Below are 14,279 nucleotides of genomic sequence, written 5' to 3' on the forward strand. Positions count from 1 at the left end.
AATATGCGGTCCTCATCTATTTTGGCTGGATGTTTTTCTTATACAATGGCTTAAAACTACTTCGATGAAATTTCTCAAAATGCTTACCTTTATACAAACTAATATCACTATTATGGAAGGCCAAGGTTGAAATAACATCCAAGACTGGAATAAGTGTTTTACCTTTTTTAGATAATGAATACTCAACTCTCACCGGCATTTTATTATATTGATGGCGAATCACAATGTCATCCTCTTGTAATTCCTTAAGTGAATTAAATAACGCAATATCAGAGATATTATCCATTGAATTTTTAAGTACCATAACGAACACTGCCGTTGTGCCCCAAAATACAAAGTAAACGCGGTTTCCACTTACCGCCAAAGACACTTAATGCTTAATCAACCGTACAATAGTATTCCTTCGGCAACTTATGTTGATACATGCTAACCATCATAATCAATTTTTGAGTACCTTAATCTCTTTTGAAAATATATCAATCTACTCAATGAAATCCTATCATAAAAATTGAAGGATTAATTAAGACAGGAAGTTTTAATAATGGCAGTCAAAGCATATTTACAAGTAACGATGGTTATCCCTGAAAAGAATCGTGAAGCAGCCGCAAAATTTTATACAGATTATCGAGAACCACTTTTTAAAACAATTCCTGGAGCAGAAACTAAGCAACTATTAGTTCGTGATGAATATGTCCAAGTTCTTCATGGATTTGATTTGGTAGAACATGCTAAAGCTCATTTAAAGAGTGATATGTTTACTAAGCATGTCTTTCCTGGCTTAAAACCAACCTGGTCTTCTGATCCAGCAGTATGTATTTTAGCTGTAGCTGGTTAACTTTGTCGGCAGATATTTTATCTCTATGGCATTCAGTTATTTTGACTGAGTGCCTTTTTATTTATAGCTGAATGTACATTCTTCTCAAGAAAATTTACCCAATAAGTGAAAACTCGATTCTATGTCAGTAGCTTAGTCCACTCATTTGTTAACTCAAAACCAGCCATTTTAACATTTCTTAACGCTGTCATATCAACTTTTACAGCTCATTCCATAACCTCATATCAAAATGGACACTTGCACACTCATCCCGTAAAAAAAGGACAAGGAACACTCAAACCTCCACCCGAAAAAGTAAAAAGTGTACAAATTTCCATCAATAAAACTGGAATTAGTACACTTTCAATCTATTAATATTAACTTCACACCGACGTTTATCGCCTATTTTTCTGTGCGTTCAAGCAAAGTAACGCTCTCGACATGCGTCGTCTGCGGAAACTGATCGACCGGTTGGATCGGCTTGGTAACATGATAACCTTGTTCGGCAAATCGCTGAATATCGCGAACTAATGTTGACGGGTTACACGACACATAAATCACTTTTTGTGGCGCCATTTGGCCGGTAGCTTCAATTAAGGATTCAGCAAGCCCTTTCCGCGGTGGATCCACAATTACAACATCTGGCTTCAAGCCAGTCGCTTGCCACTTGGCAAATTGGTCTTCAGCTTTGCCCACCACAAACTCAGTGTTGGTAATTCCGTTATTTTGCGCGTTTTTCTTGGCATCCGTAATTGCCGCGGGGACGATTTCGACACCATACACTTGCTTGGCATGCTTAGCTACTGCTAGAGAAATTGTCCCAATGCCACAATAGGCATCAATGACCGTTTGTGAACCATCAAGTCCAGCATTATCAATCGCAGTTTGGTATAAGCGTTCCGTTTGTTGCGGATTAACTTGGTAAAAAGACAATGGTGAAATTGCAAAGTCAATCCCTAACAATTGATCATGGATTTCATCGGCACCCCACAGCGTCTTATTTTTGTCGCCTAGCAAACGGTTGGTCTTTTTATCATTGATGTTTTGAACAACACTCTTTACTTCGGATACACTAGCAACAATTCCGTCAACAATTTTTGATCCCATTGGCAGGTGCTTAGTGTTAGTAACCAGAACGACCATTACCTCATGGCTATAGTAACCACGGCGCACCATCACAGTGCGAATAACCCCCTGACCAGTTTGTTCATTGTAGGGTGTAATATGATATTTTCGTAAAAGATCACGCACCACCACAATCGTTTGGTCAATCACCGGATCCTGAATATAAAAGTCTTCAATCGGTACTAATGTATGGCTGCCCCGCTTATAAAAGCCGGTTGCCAATTGACCATGTACTATCTTCACTGGCACCTGCGCCTTATTCCGATAATGATATGGTTGTTCCATCCCCATTGTGGGGAGGACTTTAATTTCATCCAAATGCGCCTTCGTTAAGAGTTCTTGAATTTGGTGCTGCTTAAATTTTAACTGTGCTGCGTATTTGAGATGACCAAGTGGTGCAATTCCTGTCTGAATATATTGGTTATTTTTAACCTCCACGCGATCTGGACTTTTGGTCTGCCAATCCATCACCCGTCCCCAGGCAAAATGACTTACCACTTTCGTGATTCGGACGGTAATCTTTTCTCCAGGCAAAGCATTGGGAACAAATACCGGGAAATCATTAATCTTGACTAATCCGTTTCCTTCGTATGTTAAATCAGTTACCTGAGCTGAGTATTCTTCATTTTTATGGACTGGAATATTTCTCTTCACAATTGATCCTCCATTTTCTAACGGTTAAATCTTTCTTATTATAACAAAGGTTGGCTAACAAAAATGGACCGTTTTGCCAATCTCTTTTCTGATCCTTACGAAAAAATTATTTTAGATTAGCTTTTTCATAAGACGATCAAATTAATCTATCTTTTCATCAGACATTCGGATATGATTAAGACATCAAATCGCCACTTGTCTCTGATAAACGCGTTATCATGGTCAAACCCGGCACGACACTCACTGGTTGAACAAATATCATTTGTTCATGGCAAAGAAAGAACACAGGTGAAAATTATGTACTGGATTTGGGTATTAATTGTTGGTGGTTTAATCGGTTTAGTGGCAGGGGCCATTACAAAGCGTGGCGGTTCAATGGGTTGGATTGCCAACATCATCGCTGGTTTAGTTGGCTCTTCCCTGGGACAAGCATTGCTAGGATCTTGGGGTCCAAGTCTAGCTGGAATGGCAATCATCCCGTCCTTAGTGGGTGCGGTCATTTTAGTCCTTATCGTTTCCCTGATCTTTGGAGTCAAACGTGATCCTGCCTAGATAGTCCTAAGCGTTGTCGTGCAACGCTTTTTTTGTACAAAAAAGCAGCGTAACTATTACGCTGCTTACTTTTTTATGATTCTTGATTCATCTGATCAACGCCCCGTACAAAATCATCTTCTGCCTTTTTCATATCAGGCGTCAAAGTTGAAATGGCATCATTTGGGATGGACTTCACATCCGCCACAATATCTAAGTGTTGCTGTAATGCTTGAAAATGCATTGGGGCATCGCCACCATATTCACCATCAAGGTTAATCATTAACCGATCATTTTGATCAACTGGCGTAATCTCAACATCTTTGGCCTTAACATAAATCACCCGCGGGTCGCCAATGTGCGTCCCTTTGAGTGCCTTGGCCATTAACTGCATTAACCCCACCATATTACTGTCTTTAACAATGATTAAAGAGAACAGTCCATCATCAAGCGCTGCATCTGGGACAATCTGTTCAAACCCACCAACGGAATTGGTAAGTGCTAAGAACACCGTTGACGCCATTCCATCAAACTCATGCCCATCATACTTAATATTCATGTGGATTGGCTTAACTTGGGGCAGCATTTCAGCACCCTTGGCAAAGTACGCCATATACCCAAAGAGCGACTTCATTTGACTTGAAACATCATAAGTGAGCTCCGTTAAGGTCCCACCAGCAGCGATGTTCATAAAGTAATTATCGCCAGCCTTACCCAAATCAATCTTAAAATGGTTTTGCGGATTTAAAATCAACTTAGCTGCCGCAACCGGGTCTTCTCGTGGGACATGAAGTGCTCTGGCGTAATCATTCGTCGTTCCCGCAGGAATAATCGCTAACCGCGGCCGGTGATCTAAACCGGCAAGACCGTTAATCACTTCATTTAAAGTGCCATCCCCACCAGCAGCAACAATTAGGTCAAATCCATCCTTCGCTGCACGAGTTGCTTCATTTTTCGCCGAATCCGGGTCCGGGGTCGTTGCAAACGCACTCGTTTCATACCCAGCCCGTTCATAAATCGCCAAAATATCCGCCAGGTCATCATGCATCGCTTCACGACCAGCGACTGGGTTATAAATAATCCGTGCTCGTTTCCGCATTGCTGACCTCCTGGTTATTGTGCATTTAACGACTTCATTAATAACTGGTTAACCACTTGCGGGTTAGCCTTACCACGAGTCTGTTTCATAATTTGACCAACTAAGTAGCCAACCGCACGATCCTTCCCATTCTTGAAGTCTTCAATGGATTGTTGATTATTCGCCAAAATATCATCAATAATTGGTTGCAATTCCTTTGGATCAGACAATTGAACCAAACCATGGGATTTCGCATAAGCCGCTGGCTCTTCACCTGCAATGATCCCTTTGAAGACTTTCTTCGCCATCTTGGATGAAATCGTGCCATCAGTAATCAACTTGACCATTCCAGCAAGGTTAGCTGGCGTCAGCTTCGTATCTTGCAAGTCAACTTGTTCATCGTTTAGATAACTGTTAACGTCATTCATCAAGTAGTTGGCAACCCGCTTCGGGTCAGCGCCATCCTTGACCGCTTCATCAAAGAAGTCAGACATTTCCTTCGTTTGGGTTAAGACCATGGCATCATAGTCAGACAGGCCAAGTTCCTTTGTATACCGTTCCCGTCGTTCGCCAGGCATTTCTGGCATTTCTCCCTTAATCTCATTAATCCATTCGTCAGAAACATCTAACGGCGGAATATCAGGTTCTGGGAAGTAACGATAATCTTCGCTCCCTTCCTTGCTCCGCATTGAAACCGTTTCTTTGGTTGCTTCATCGTAACGACGGGTTTCCTGGGCAATGGTGCCGCCTGATAAAATCACTTGTTGGTGACGTTTTTCTTCAAATTCCAGCGCATTCTTGACATAATTGAAGGAATTAATGTTCTTCATTTCCGTCTTAGTACCAAATTGATCAGACCCAAATGGCCGAATCGAAATGTTGGTATCAACCCGCATTGATCCTTCTTCCATCTTCACGTCAGAAATACCCGTAAATTGAATCCGTTGACGAAGAGCTTCTAGGTAGGCAACTGCTTCATCGGCTGAAGCAATGTCTGGCTTGGAAACAATTTCAATTAAAGGCGTTCCTTGCCGATTTAAGTCAACGTAAGAATATTGGCCGGTGTGAGTGTTTTTCCCCGCATCTTCTTCGATATGCATTTCCGCAATTCCAATCTTCTTTTTCTTACCATTGACTTCGATTTCTACCCAACCATCAGTCGCAATCGGTGTTTCAGATTGGGTAATCTGATAGGCCTTAGGGTTGTCGGGATAGAAATAGTTTTTTCGATCAAAGTGCATGTGTTTTGTAATGTTGGCATGGAGAGCCAATCCGGCCATGATTCCGTCACGTACCACTCCTTTATTCAAGGATGGTAAAGTCCCAGGATAGGCCCAATCAATTACGTTGGTATTTAAGTTTGGTTCAACACCATACTGAACCGGTGATGGACTGTAAATTTTTGAGTTAGTCTTTAATTCAACGTGGACTTCAAGACCAATGGTTGTTTGAAAATTCATCTTAGTCTTGACCCCCTAACTTAGCATTTTTCTTGTGAAAATCAGTTGTTTGTTCAAAGACATAGGCAGTGTTGTAGACCGTTTGTTCATCAAATGGCTTCCCAATAATTTGTAAGCCAACCGGCATCCCGTTGTCCTTAGAGAATCCAGCCGGCAGTGACATCGCCGGTAATCCGGCCATGTTAACTGGAATGGTCAGTGCATCATTCAGATACATCTTGGTTGGATCCATCACCTTATCACCAAGTTTGAATGCTGTTGTCGCATCAGTAGCGCCTAGAATGACGTCATAATTTTCAAAGACCTTATTAAAGTCGTCAGCAATTAACCGACGAACTTTAGCTGCTTTATTGAAGTAAGCATCATAAAAACCAGCAGACAGAGAGAATGTACCGAGCATAATCCGCCGTTTGACTTCATCACCAAAGCCTTCTGTCCGCGTCCTGGTGTACACATCATCCAGGTTCTTAACATCATCCGCACGGAAGCCGTAACGAATTCCATCATACCGTTGTAAATTAGATGACGCTTCAGAAGAAGCCAGGATATAGTATGCTGAAACTCCATACTTAGTGTGTGGTAAGGATACGGTATCCACCGTTGCCCCTAATGATTCAAGATGCTTAAGCGCTGCCTGAATCACTTCGCGGACATCATCGTCAATGGCATCACTAGTATATTCTTCTGGAACCGCAATTCTCAGTCCCTTAACACTTGCTTGATCAAGATTTGCCGCCCAGTCTGGAACTGTAACATCAGCTGAAGTCATATCGTGTCGATCAACGCCGCTAATGGCCTGCATTAAGATGGCGTTATCTTTAACATTGTTACTAAGCCAGCCAACTTGATCAAAACTGGAACCAAACGCAATCACTCCCCAACGTGATACCCGTCCGTACGTTGGTTTCATACCAACAATGCCGTTAAATGAAGCTGGTTGCCGAATGGACCCACCAGTGTCAGTACCAAAGGCAGCTAAGACGTCACCAGCAGCCACTGCTGCTGCTGAACCACCCGAAGAGCCACCGGGAACCCGAGTCAGATCCCATGGGTTCTTAGTCTTGTGGAAACCTGAATTTTCGGTGGAAGACCCCATCGCAAATTCATCCAGATTAGTTTTACCAACATTAATAAACCCGGCTGCGTTCATCTTTTCAACTACTGTTGCATCATAAACTGGCTTAAAGTTACCCAAGATTTTAGAAGCAGCCGTAGTCCGCAGTCCCTTAGTCACAATGTTATCCTTGACGGCTAACGGGATCCCAGCAAGTAAGTGATCGTTGGCAATCCCAGCTTTGTCGATTTCGGCAGCCCGCTTCAATGCGGCTTCCTCATTCAAAGTTAGAAATGCTTGAACATCATCTTCGGTCTCCTGAATCCTTTGAAATGCCGCCTTAGTCAGATCTGTTGCACTGACTTCCTTTTTGACCAGTTGCTCGTGAAGATCGGTAATACTGGTTTGGTTAAAATTCATTATTCGCCATCCTCACTTTCATCAATAATTGCTGGCACCTTAATTAATCCATCATGCGTTTCTGGAGCATTGGCTAACAGTTCATCACGTTGATTACTTCGTACTCCTTGATCTTCACGCATCACATTATGTTCCGTCGTTGGTGTATACATCGGTTCAACACCATCCGTATCCACCTTTTGCAAGTCCGTAAACAAATCAATAATCTCCTCTAATTGTGGAGTGATCTTATCTAATGCCGCGTCATCAAAAGATAACTTGGCGAGGTCAGCGACGTGTTGTACTTCTTGCCGATCAATTTTCTCAGCCATTCTCTTAACCTCTTTCCATTCCTTCAAAAAATATTACACGAAACTATTTTATCACATGCCCAATCCATTTACCGCTGTTCATTGCGCTTTTCACAAGACAAAAGCTGACGCTTTCTCCAGTCTCTATTTTTATTTAATATGAATTAAAAACGTGTGATTGGAAACTATCTGATCCAGAGTTTCTGTAGACCACTGCTTGCATTTCCGAATCAGATTGAATCTTAATGTCAATTGGAATTCCATGTGGCAGGTACCGTTTAGCAGCTCGGGCAATATATTGCGTAAAACTAGTAATTTCCGATTGACTATAGAATTGCGTCGTAATCGTAATGTGCATCCCTGAAAGGCTGCCATTATGGTATTGCGCTTGGGCAGTTACCCCGCTTAAGTTCGGGAAGAAGTTTTGAACTTGACTCTTGAAATTGGAAAAACTGTCATTATCGGTTGAGTTCCCAGAATTTTCACTGGTTTCTGCACTGGCTTTCGGTAAGACTGCATTCCGGTAATTTAATTTGGTCCAACTTGAAATCGAGTCCCCCTTATTTTTACTATAAGCAAAGAAGGTTCCACCCACTAAACTATCATCCGGCGCTTGCTTATACAGAGCAATCACAATTGGAATATTTTTAAGATCTTTCCGTTGACGAAGTCGGCGAAGAACTTTAGCTGCCGCTAGTTTTCCTTGCAGTTGCACTTCTTCATCAGAAATCTTCTTGGTATAAGAAGGACCATCCTTCTTCTTATGATACTGATATTCGCTGTTAATCCCAATCCCAATCGTCATTCCCTTGAGTTTTAAGGAATTACCGCTCTCCGTCATGTAGTCCTGCTCTTCAATTTGCTGGATAAATTCGGGGTTCGGGTTGCTCTTTTTCCCTTGTTTTGGGTTTAAACCATTCGGATTGCTACTCGACTTCCGACCTAACCAGCTTTCAATCGTATCTGAGCTTAAGTACTGTCCTTCTTGGAAAATGTAGTTCTTAGTTGAAAATACCCGCTTGGAAACTTGCGTTAAACCATTTTCAAAACTCTTAAGGTTGTATTGATTATTGTTTTGGCTTGTATTAACACCACGAGCCTTACTTGTTCGGTAACGCCCACCTTTGATCACACCCTGATAGGTACCGCTTCCTGCGCCAGTCGTCGTATAGTTTCCTTTACTAGAACTTTTTCCACAAGCAGCCAGCACTAACACAGTGAGCAATACTGAACTAGTGATTAGTATTTTTTTGACTTTCACGAGCCTAATTATCCTCCTTCATTGCTTGGCTAAAGCGTTGCTCGTCCCACACCGGGATCCCCAACTCCTGAGCCTTTTGCAATTTACTTCCGGCCTTTTCGCCAGCAATCAATAAGTTGGTCTTTTTGGAGACACTCCCGGTAACTTGAGCGCCACGTTCTTCTAACCAGCTTTGGGCTTCCTTGCGTGTCAATGTCGCTAGTTTTCCAGTGAGTACAACTCGCTGACCGTTCCACTTGCTAGAAAGATTTTCTTTTACTGCCGACGTATACTCCATGTTCACCTGAACATCTTTCAATTCCTTCACTAATTGGTGAACTTGCTGATTGGCAAAATAGGTAGCTACGCTATCTCCAATGGTTGGACCGATTGTGTCCACCGCCGCAATATCGGCTGCTGAAGCCTTCATAATTGTGTCTAAAGAGCCAAAATGTTCAGCAATCAAGCGCGCCACTTTAGCACCAACGTGCCGGATGCCCAGACCGAATAATAAACGTTCGACTGAATTATGACGACTATTATCGATTGATGTCAATAGGTTGGTCGCGGATTTAAGGCCAAATTTATCTAAAGTTAATAATTGGTCTTGGGTTAAGCGATATAGGTCTGCAAAATCACGTACCAGCTTTCGCTCCCATAGTTGTTCAATAATCTTCGGACCCAGGCCATCAATATTCATTGCGTTTCGGGAAGCAAAGTGCGCCAGGCCTTCCTTAATCTGCGCTGGACACATTGGGTTCACACAACGAAGCGCAACTTCCCCATCTAAATGAACGAGGTTCGATTGACAAACTGGACACTGGGTCGGAATCTGATACTCTTCACTATCCACGGGACGTTTATCCAATATTACCTGAGAAATTTCCGGAATAATGTCCCCCGCTTTGTGCAAAAGTACGGTATCGCCGATGCGAATATCTTTCTGACGTAAATAATCGGGATTGTGCAAGGAAGCACGGCTAACCGTAGTCCCTGCTAATTGGACTGGATCCATTACTGCCGTTGGGGTCACGTTACCAGTCCGCCCAACTGTCCAAACAATTTTGCGAACGATCGTCGCTTGTTCCTCTGGTGGAAATTTGTAAGCAATTTCCCATCGGGGTACTTTAACGGTATTTCCAAGTTTTGTTTGTAATGTTAGATTATTAACTTTTTCAACAATACCATCAATACCATATTCCAGACGATCCCGTTGGGCAGTATATTCAGCAATATACTGTGCCAACTCTTCTTCACTGCTGACAGTCCGGTTATGAGGATTAACATTAAATCCCAAATCACGCATCCGTTGGAGAGCTTCTTCCTGTGTTGCGACCCCTAATTTTTCATATTCAGGAACATAGTACATAAATGTTGCTAAATTACGATGTGCCGTGACTTGAGGATCTAATTGCCGGAGACTGCCCGCCGCAGCATTTCGTGGATTAGCAAAAACCGGCTGGCCATTGGCTTCTCGATCAGCGTTTAATTTTACAAACGACGCCTTAGGCATGTAGCACTCCCCCCGAAACTCCAACGATAGTGGCTCCGGTAGTTGATGCGGAATGTCCTTAATCGTCATTGCATTAGCGGTAATGTCTTCCCCGATGACACCATTTCCTCGGGTCGAAGCTTGAACTAATTGGCCATCTTCATAAACCAAAGACAGTGACAGCCCATCAATTTTCAACTCCAGATCATACTTAATCTCTTCAGAAGAGTCTAAATTGCTTTGTTGGCGAACGTTAAAGTCATGCAGCTCTTCAACCGAGAAGACATCCCCCATCGACAGCATTGGGATGTCGTGCGTAACCTTAGCCAGTTGAGTATCTGTATGTCCGCCGACCCGTTGCGTTGGTGAATCTGGAGTTACTAACTCAGGATACCGTGCTTCCAGCTCAACTAATCGTTGGTACTTTCGATCATAAACATAATCCTCCACAGTCGGATTATCTTGTTCATAATACTCTTTTCCCCACTGAATTAACTGTTGTCGAAGCGGACCAATTTCTTTACGCGCTTCTGTCAATGTTAAATCGTTTTCAGTCATGTTATTCATCTACCTTTTCAATTGGAGCAAAGGTGGCCAAGAGTCGTCGAACGCCCTCTTTGGGAAAGGCAATGTCTAATTCCATATCACTGCCCGAACCATTAACAGCCACGACGGTACCAATTCCCCACTTTTTGTGTTGAACCTTATCGCCTGCATGCCAATCCTGTTTGTCAGCACCTGTTCCATTATTGGTTTTCGGCGCTACTCGCTTACCAGCAGAAGCATATGAATGAGAAGGTCGACTAGCTCCATAAGTTGTTGCCGTCGCCGCCCGTTGTACAAAACTATTTCGTCCACCATTGCCAAATGGCGTTCGAAGTCGCTGATCATTATCGAACTCCAACAACTTATCATCAATTTCATCAATAAATTCAGATTCTGGATTTCTTTGAATTCGTCCATATAAGACTCGGGACATTGCATTCGTTAAAAACAGCTTTTTTTGTGCCCGAGTAATCCCGACATAGGCTAATCGACGCTCTTCTTCCTCTTCCTCTGCGTTGTTCAACGCCCTGGCCATTGGGAAGATACTTTGTTCCATCCCAATCAGGAAAACAACCGGAAATTCCAACCCTTTAGCAGCATGCAAAGTCATTAAAGTGACTGTATTTTCTTGGTCTTCGATATCATCTTGCGGAGAAACCAGTGCCAAATCAGTTAAGAAGCGGGTGAGCTTTTCTTGAGCGTTGGCATCATCCTGATCGTTGTTCTTATCAAATTCTTGAGTTACTGATTTAAATTCGTCTAGGTTATCTAACCGAGATTGCGCTTGCAGACTCTTTTCAGCCTCGTCTTGCAGTGCCTTGCGATAGCCGGTCTGATCTAAAATCAAGTCAGTTAATTCCGTAATTGACAATTGGTCTGCTTGCTCCTGAATTGCCCGCATTTCTTGAGCGAAGCCATCTAGCTTATTTCGAACGCTAGTGGAAATTTGGTTAGCCATCATAATATTTTGCGTCGCCGTTAATAACGACATGTTCGCACTGGCAGCAAATTCACGAAGTTTCTCAATACTAGTCGGGCCAATACCACGCTTTGGAGTATTGACTACTCGCTCAAAACTCATGGAATCATTTGGATTGGCAACTAAAGTTAAGTAAGCTAAAATGTCACGAATTTCTTTTCGGTCGTAGAACTTATGCCCACCAACCATTGTGTAAGGAACGGAACTCTTTAAAAAAGTTTCTTCGATTACCCGTGATTGAGCGTTCGTCCGGTACAAAACGGCAAAGTCACCATATTTATAACCATGCTCTTGCATCTGTTCCTGAATTTTTTTAACCACGTAATAAGCTTCATCGTGTTCACTCTGTGCCCGATAATAAGAAATCTGCTCTCCTTGGCCATTCTCAGTCCACAGATTCTTATCCTTCCGCTTTTGATTATTAGCAATCACTTCATTGGCGGCATTTAAGATGGTCTGTGTTGACCGATAATTTTGTTCCAACATAATCGTGGTGGCATCAGGATAATCCTTCTCGAAGTTCAGAATATTATTCATGTTCGCCCCCCGCCAGCCATAAATACTTTGGTCAGCATCACCAACAACACATAGGTTGTGATAGCCATCCGCCAGCATATGAACCAGTTCATATTGAGCATCATTGGTATCTTGGTATTCATCCACGTGAATATACTGAAATTTATTTTGGTAATACTGTAAAGTCTCCTGATCAGCTTTAAATAATTGGATGGTCTTCATAATTAGATCATCAAAATCCAGAGTCTGATTAGTTTCCAATTCACGCTGATACAACCGATAAGCTCTTCCAACCATCTTACGGAATGGGTCCTGGTACCGTTTCTCATATTCTTCTGGTGTCAGCATTGCATTTTTCGCATTAGAAATTGCACTCAGGATCTGTCGTGGATCAAATTTTTTGGTGTCAATATTTAATTCTGCACAGATCCGTTTCATTAACGTCCGCTGTTCACCTGGATCAGCAATCGTAAACGCAGTATTAAATCCTAATTTATCTATATCACGTCTTAAGATGCGGACACAGAGTGCATGAAAAGTCGAAACCCAAATATCATTAGCACTTTCACCCAGTAGTTTACCAATCCGCTCTTTCATTTCACGAGCCGCCTTGTTAGTAAAGGTAATTGCTAAGATATGCCAAGGCAAGACATCTTTTTCTTCAATTAAATAAGCAACTCGGTGGGTTAACACCCGTGTTTTTCCTGAACCGGCACCAGCCATTACTAATACCGGACCCTCTGTTGCTAAAACTGCCTCTTGCTGTTTGTCATTCATTCCAGCTAGTGCTGATTGCATTGTCACGACACTCCATCCTCTCTCAAAATCAGTCAATGATCATTATACCAAACTTAAGTTTGATTTCCGTCAAAAAAAGAAAGGTCGACAATTTACCTTTCTAAAATGCGTTATTCATTTGTCGTATCAGTATTTTCTTGGCTAAACCACACTTCGGTATCGTCAACTTGGCTTTGGATTTCGTCGACAGTGCCATCTTCAGCAGTTGCCCAAACATACGCAACAACTGGGTTCTGCTGATGATCATTTGTGGCAAAGAAACTAAATTTCCAATTATCACGAATAAGTACCTGTCGTTCTAAAGCTGGCAACTGGGCTTGACGGCCGATCAAAAAGACGGCTGGTTGAACTTCTTGAATAAAGTGAGCTGGTCGTCCTGCAGAAATACGAACTTGTTGTTCATATTGACTGACGTTCGCACTTTCTGTGAAAATGTTGCCGCTTGTCGAAACCCCAGGTTCAAGATCCTTGACATAAAGGTTGCCAGTGCTGGTGACATAAAAGTTAACGGAGATGATCCCTTTATACCCCAACTGATTACCAATCGAATTAGCAATGCGCTTCATTTCTTGGTGCATATCATCAGGAACAATCACCGGTGATTTCACAGCTTGTAGAAGATGACCCTCTGCACCATATTGCAATTCACTTAATGGATACAAGTGATTACCGTCTGCATCAATCGCCATAGTAATTGCATATTCTGCCGTATGATCAATCCATGATTCTAATAAATACGTTCCGGCCTGAATAAAATCTGCTGCTCGCGCAATATCTGATTCTTTGCGAATTACTAATAAATTTTCACCCACTCCACGTTGAATTGGCTTTAATACAGCTGGATAACCAATCGAATCAATGGATTGATAGATATCATCAAGACTGATCACCGTAACATATGGTGCCACATTAACGTTAATCTGGTCTAAAAAGGCGCGTTCCATTAGTCGATCTTGCATAATTTCTAGTGGATCGAGTCCTTGTGGAATGGCGGTGTATTGACTTAGGTACTTAATCACGATGGAATCAATCGCTGCTGTTTCATAAATTACCGCATTACAGTTTTGCCCAAACTCCGTCAGCTTATCCTTATCACGGTAATTGCCGATTAGCGTAAAATCTGCCTGCTTGGTAATCTCGGGTTCAGAATGGTCAAGATAGACACCAACATTCAAACCGGCTTCCTTAGCAGCCAAAATCAGTTTCTTACCATTACGATCAATCCCCATAATTCCCAAGGTATCACCTTGGTATAAAACATCCGTACTCATAACCGCACCTT

At 42.3% G+C, this 14,279-nt stretch carries 12 protein-coding genes; 2 read left to right on the plus strand and 10 right to left on the minus strand.

What is annotated here, in order from left to right; translation table 11 throughout:
• Window positions 1-16 precede the first annotated feature (16 nt).
• Window positions 17-304: a helix-turn-helix domain-containing protein gene (locus tag Q0C76_RS05625; RefSeq protein WP_295730995.1), complete on the minus strand. Its 288-nt coding sequence runs from the start codon at window positions 302-304 to the stop codon at window positions 17-19.
• A gap of 237 nt (window positions 305-541) precedes the next feature.
• Here Q0C76_RS05625 and Q0C76_RS05630 point away from each other — a divergent pair, with 237 nt between their 5' ends.
• Window positions 542-835 carry a hypothetical protein gene (locus tag Q0C76_RS05630; protein WP_295730779.1) on the plus strand — a complete coding sequence of 98 codons (294 nt, stop codon included), beginning with the start codon at window positions 542-544 and terminating at the stop codon, window positions 833-835.
• A gap of 381 nt (window positions 836-1,216) precedes the next feature.
• Here the strand turns inward: Q0C76_RS05630 and rlmD are convergent, their stop codons facing one another.
• The gene (gene rlmD / locus Q0C76_RS05635) at window positions 1,217-2,593 is read right to left on the minus strand and encodes a 23S rRNA (uracil(1939)-C(5))-methyltransferase RlmD (RefSeq protein WP_295730782.1); all 1,377 of its coding nucleotides are present in this window, start codon (window positions 2,591-2,593) and stop codon (window positions 1,217-1,219) included.
• Window positions 2,594-2,890: 297 nt separating this feature from the next.
• Between rlmD and Q0C76_RS05640 the strand changes: the two genes are divergently transcribed.
• Entirely contained in the window at window positions 2,891-3,145 is a 255-nt protein-coding gene (locus Q0C76_RS05640; protein ID WP_295730998.1) for a GlsB/YeaQ/YmgE family stress response membrane protein, read from the plus strand.
• Window positions 3,146-3,218: 73 nt separating this feature from the next.
• On the opposite strand, the gene Q0C76_RS05645 is transcribed toward Q0C76_RS05640, so the two are convergent.
• The 8 genes from Q0C76_RS05645 to Q0C76_RS05680 all read right to left on the minus strand — a co-directional run bounded on the left by Q0C76_RS05645 (window position 3,219) and on the right by Q0C76_RS05680 (window position 14,268).
• Window positions 3,219-4,223: a diacylglycerol kinase gene (locus tag Q0C76_RS05645; RefSeq protein WP_295730785.1), complete on the minus strand. Its 1,005-nt coding sequence runs from the start codon at window positions 4,221-4,223 to the stop codon at window positions 3,219-3,221.
• Window positions 4,224-4,237: 14 nt separating this feature from the next.
• Entirely contained in the window at window positions 4,238-5,662 is a 1,425-nt protein-coding gene (gene gatB / locus Q0C76_RS05650; RefSeq protein WP_295730787.1) for an Asp-tRNA(Asn)/Glu-tRNA(Gln) amidotransferase subunit GatB, read from the minus strand.
• 1 nt (window position 5,663) lies between these two features.
• Entirely contained in the window at window positions 5,664-7,136 is a 1,473-nt protein-coding gene (gene gatA, locus Q0C76_RS05655) for an Asp-tRNA(Asn)/Glu-tRNA(Gln) amidotransferase subunit GatA (protein WP_295730790.1), read from the minus strand.
• Window positions 7,136-7,447, minus strand: a complete 312-nt coding sequence (gatC, locus tag Q0C76_RS05660; RefSeq protein WP_295730793.1) for an Asp-tRNA(Asn)/Glu-tRNA(Gln) amidotransferase subunit GatC — start codon at window positions 7,445-7,447, stop codon at window positions 7,136-7,138. Before gatC ends, gatA begins: the two co-directional genes overlap by 1 nt.
• Before the next feature lie 133 nt (window positions 7,448-7,580).
• Complete coding sequence (locus Q0C76_RS05665) at window positions 7,581-8,687, minus strand: CamS family sex pheromone protein (RefSeq protein WP_295730796.1); 1,107 nt, start codon at window positions 8,685-8,687, stop codon at window positions 7,581-7,583.
• Between the two features lie 4 nt (window positions 8,688-8,691).
• On the minus strand, window positions 8,692-10,716 hold the full coding sequence (gene ligA / locus Q0C76_RS05670) for an NAD-dependent DNA ligase LigA (protein WP_295730798.1): 2,025 nt from the start codon (window positions 10,714-10,716) through the stop codon (window positions 8,692-8,694).
• Window position 10,717: 1 nt separating this feature from the next.
• Window positions 10,718-12,997, minus strand: coding sequence for a DNA helicase PcrA (gene pcrA, locus Q0C76_RS05675; RefSeq protein WP_295730801.1), 2,280 nt, complete (start codon window positions 12,995-12,997; stop codon window positions 10,718-10,720).
• A gap of 110 nt (window positions 12,998-13,107) precedes the next feature.
• Entirely contained in the window at window positions 13,108-14,268 is a 1,161-nt protein-coding gene (locus tag Q0C76_RS05680; protein WP_295730804.1) for an ATP-grasp domain-containing protein, read from the minus strand.
• Window positions 14,269-14,279: the final 11 nt, after the last annotated feature.

The sequence above is a fragment of the uncultured Limosilactobacillus sp. genome (assembly GCF_934202705.1).
GTDB lineage: Bacteria > Bacillota > Bacilli > Lactobacillales > Lactobacillaceae > Limosilactobacillus.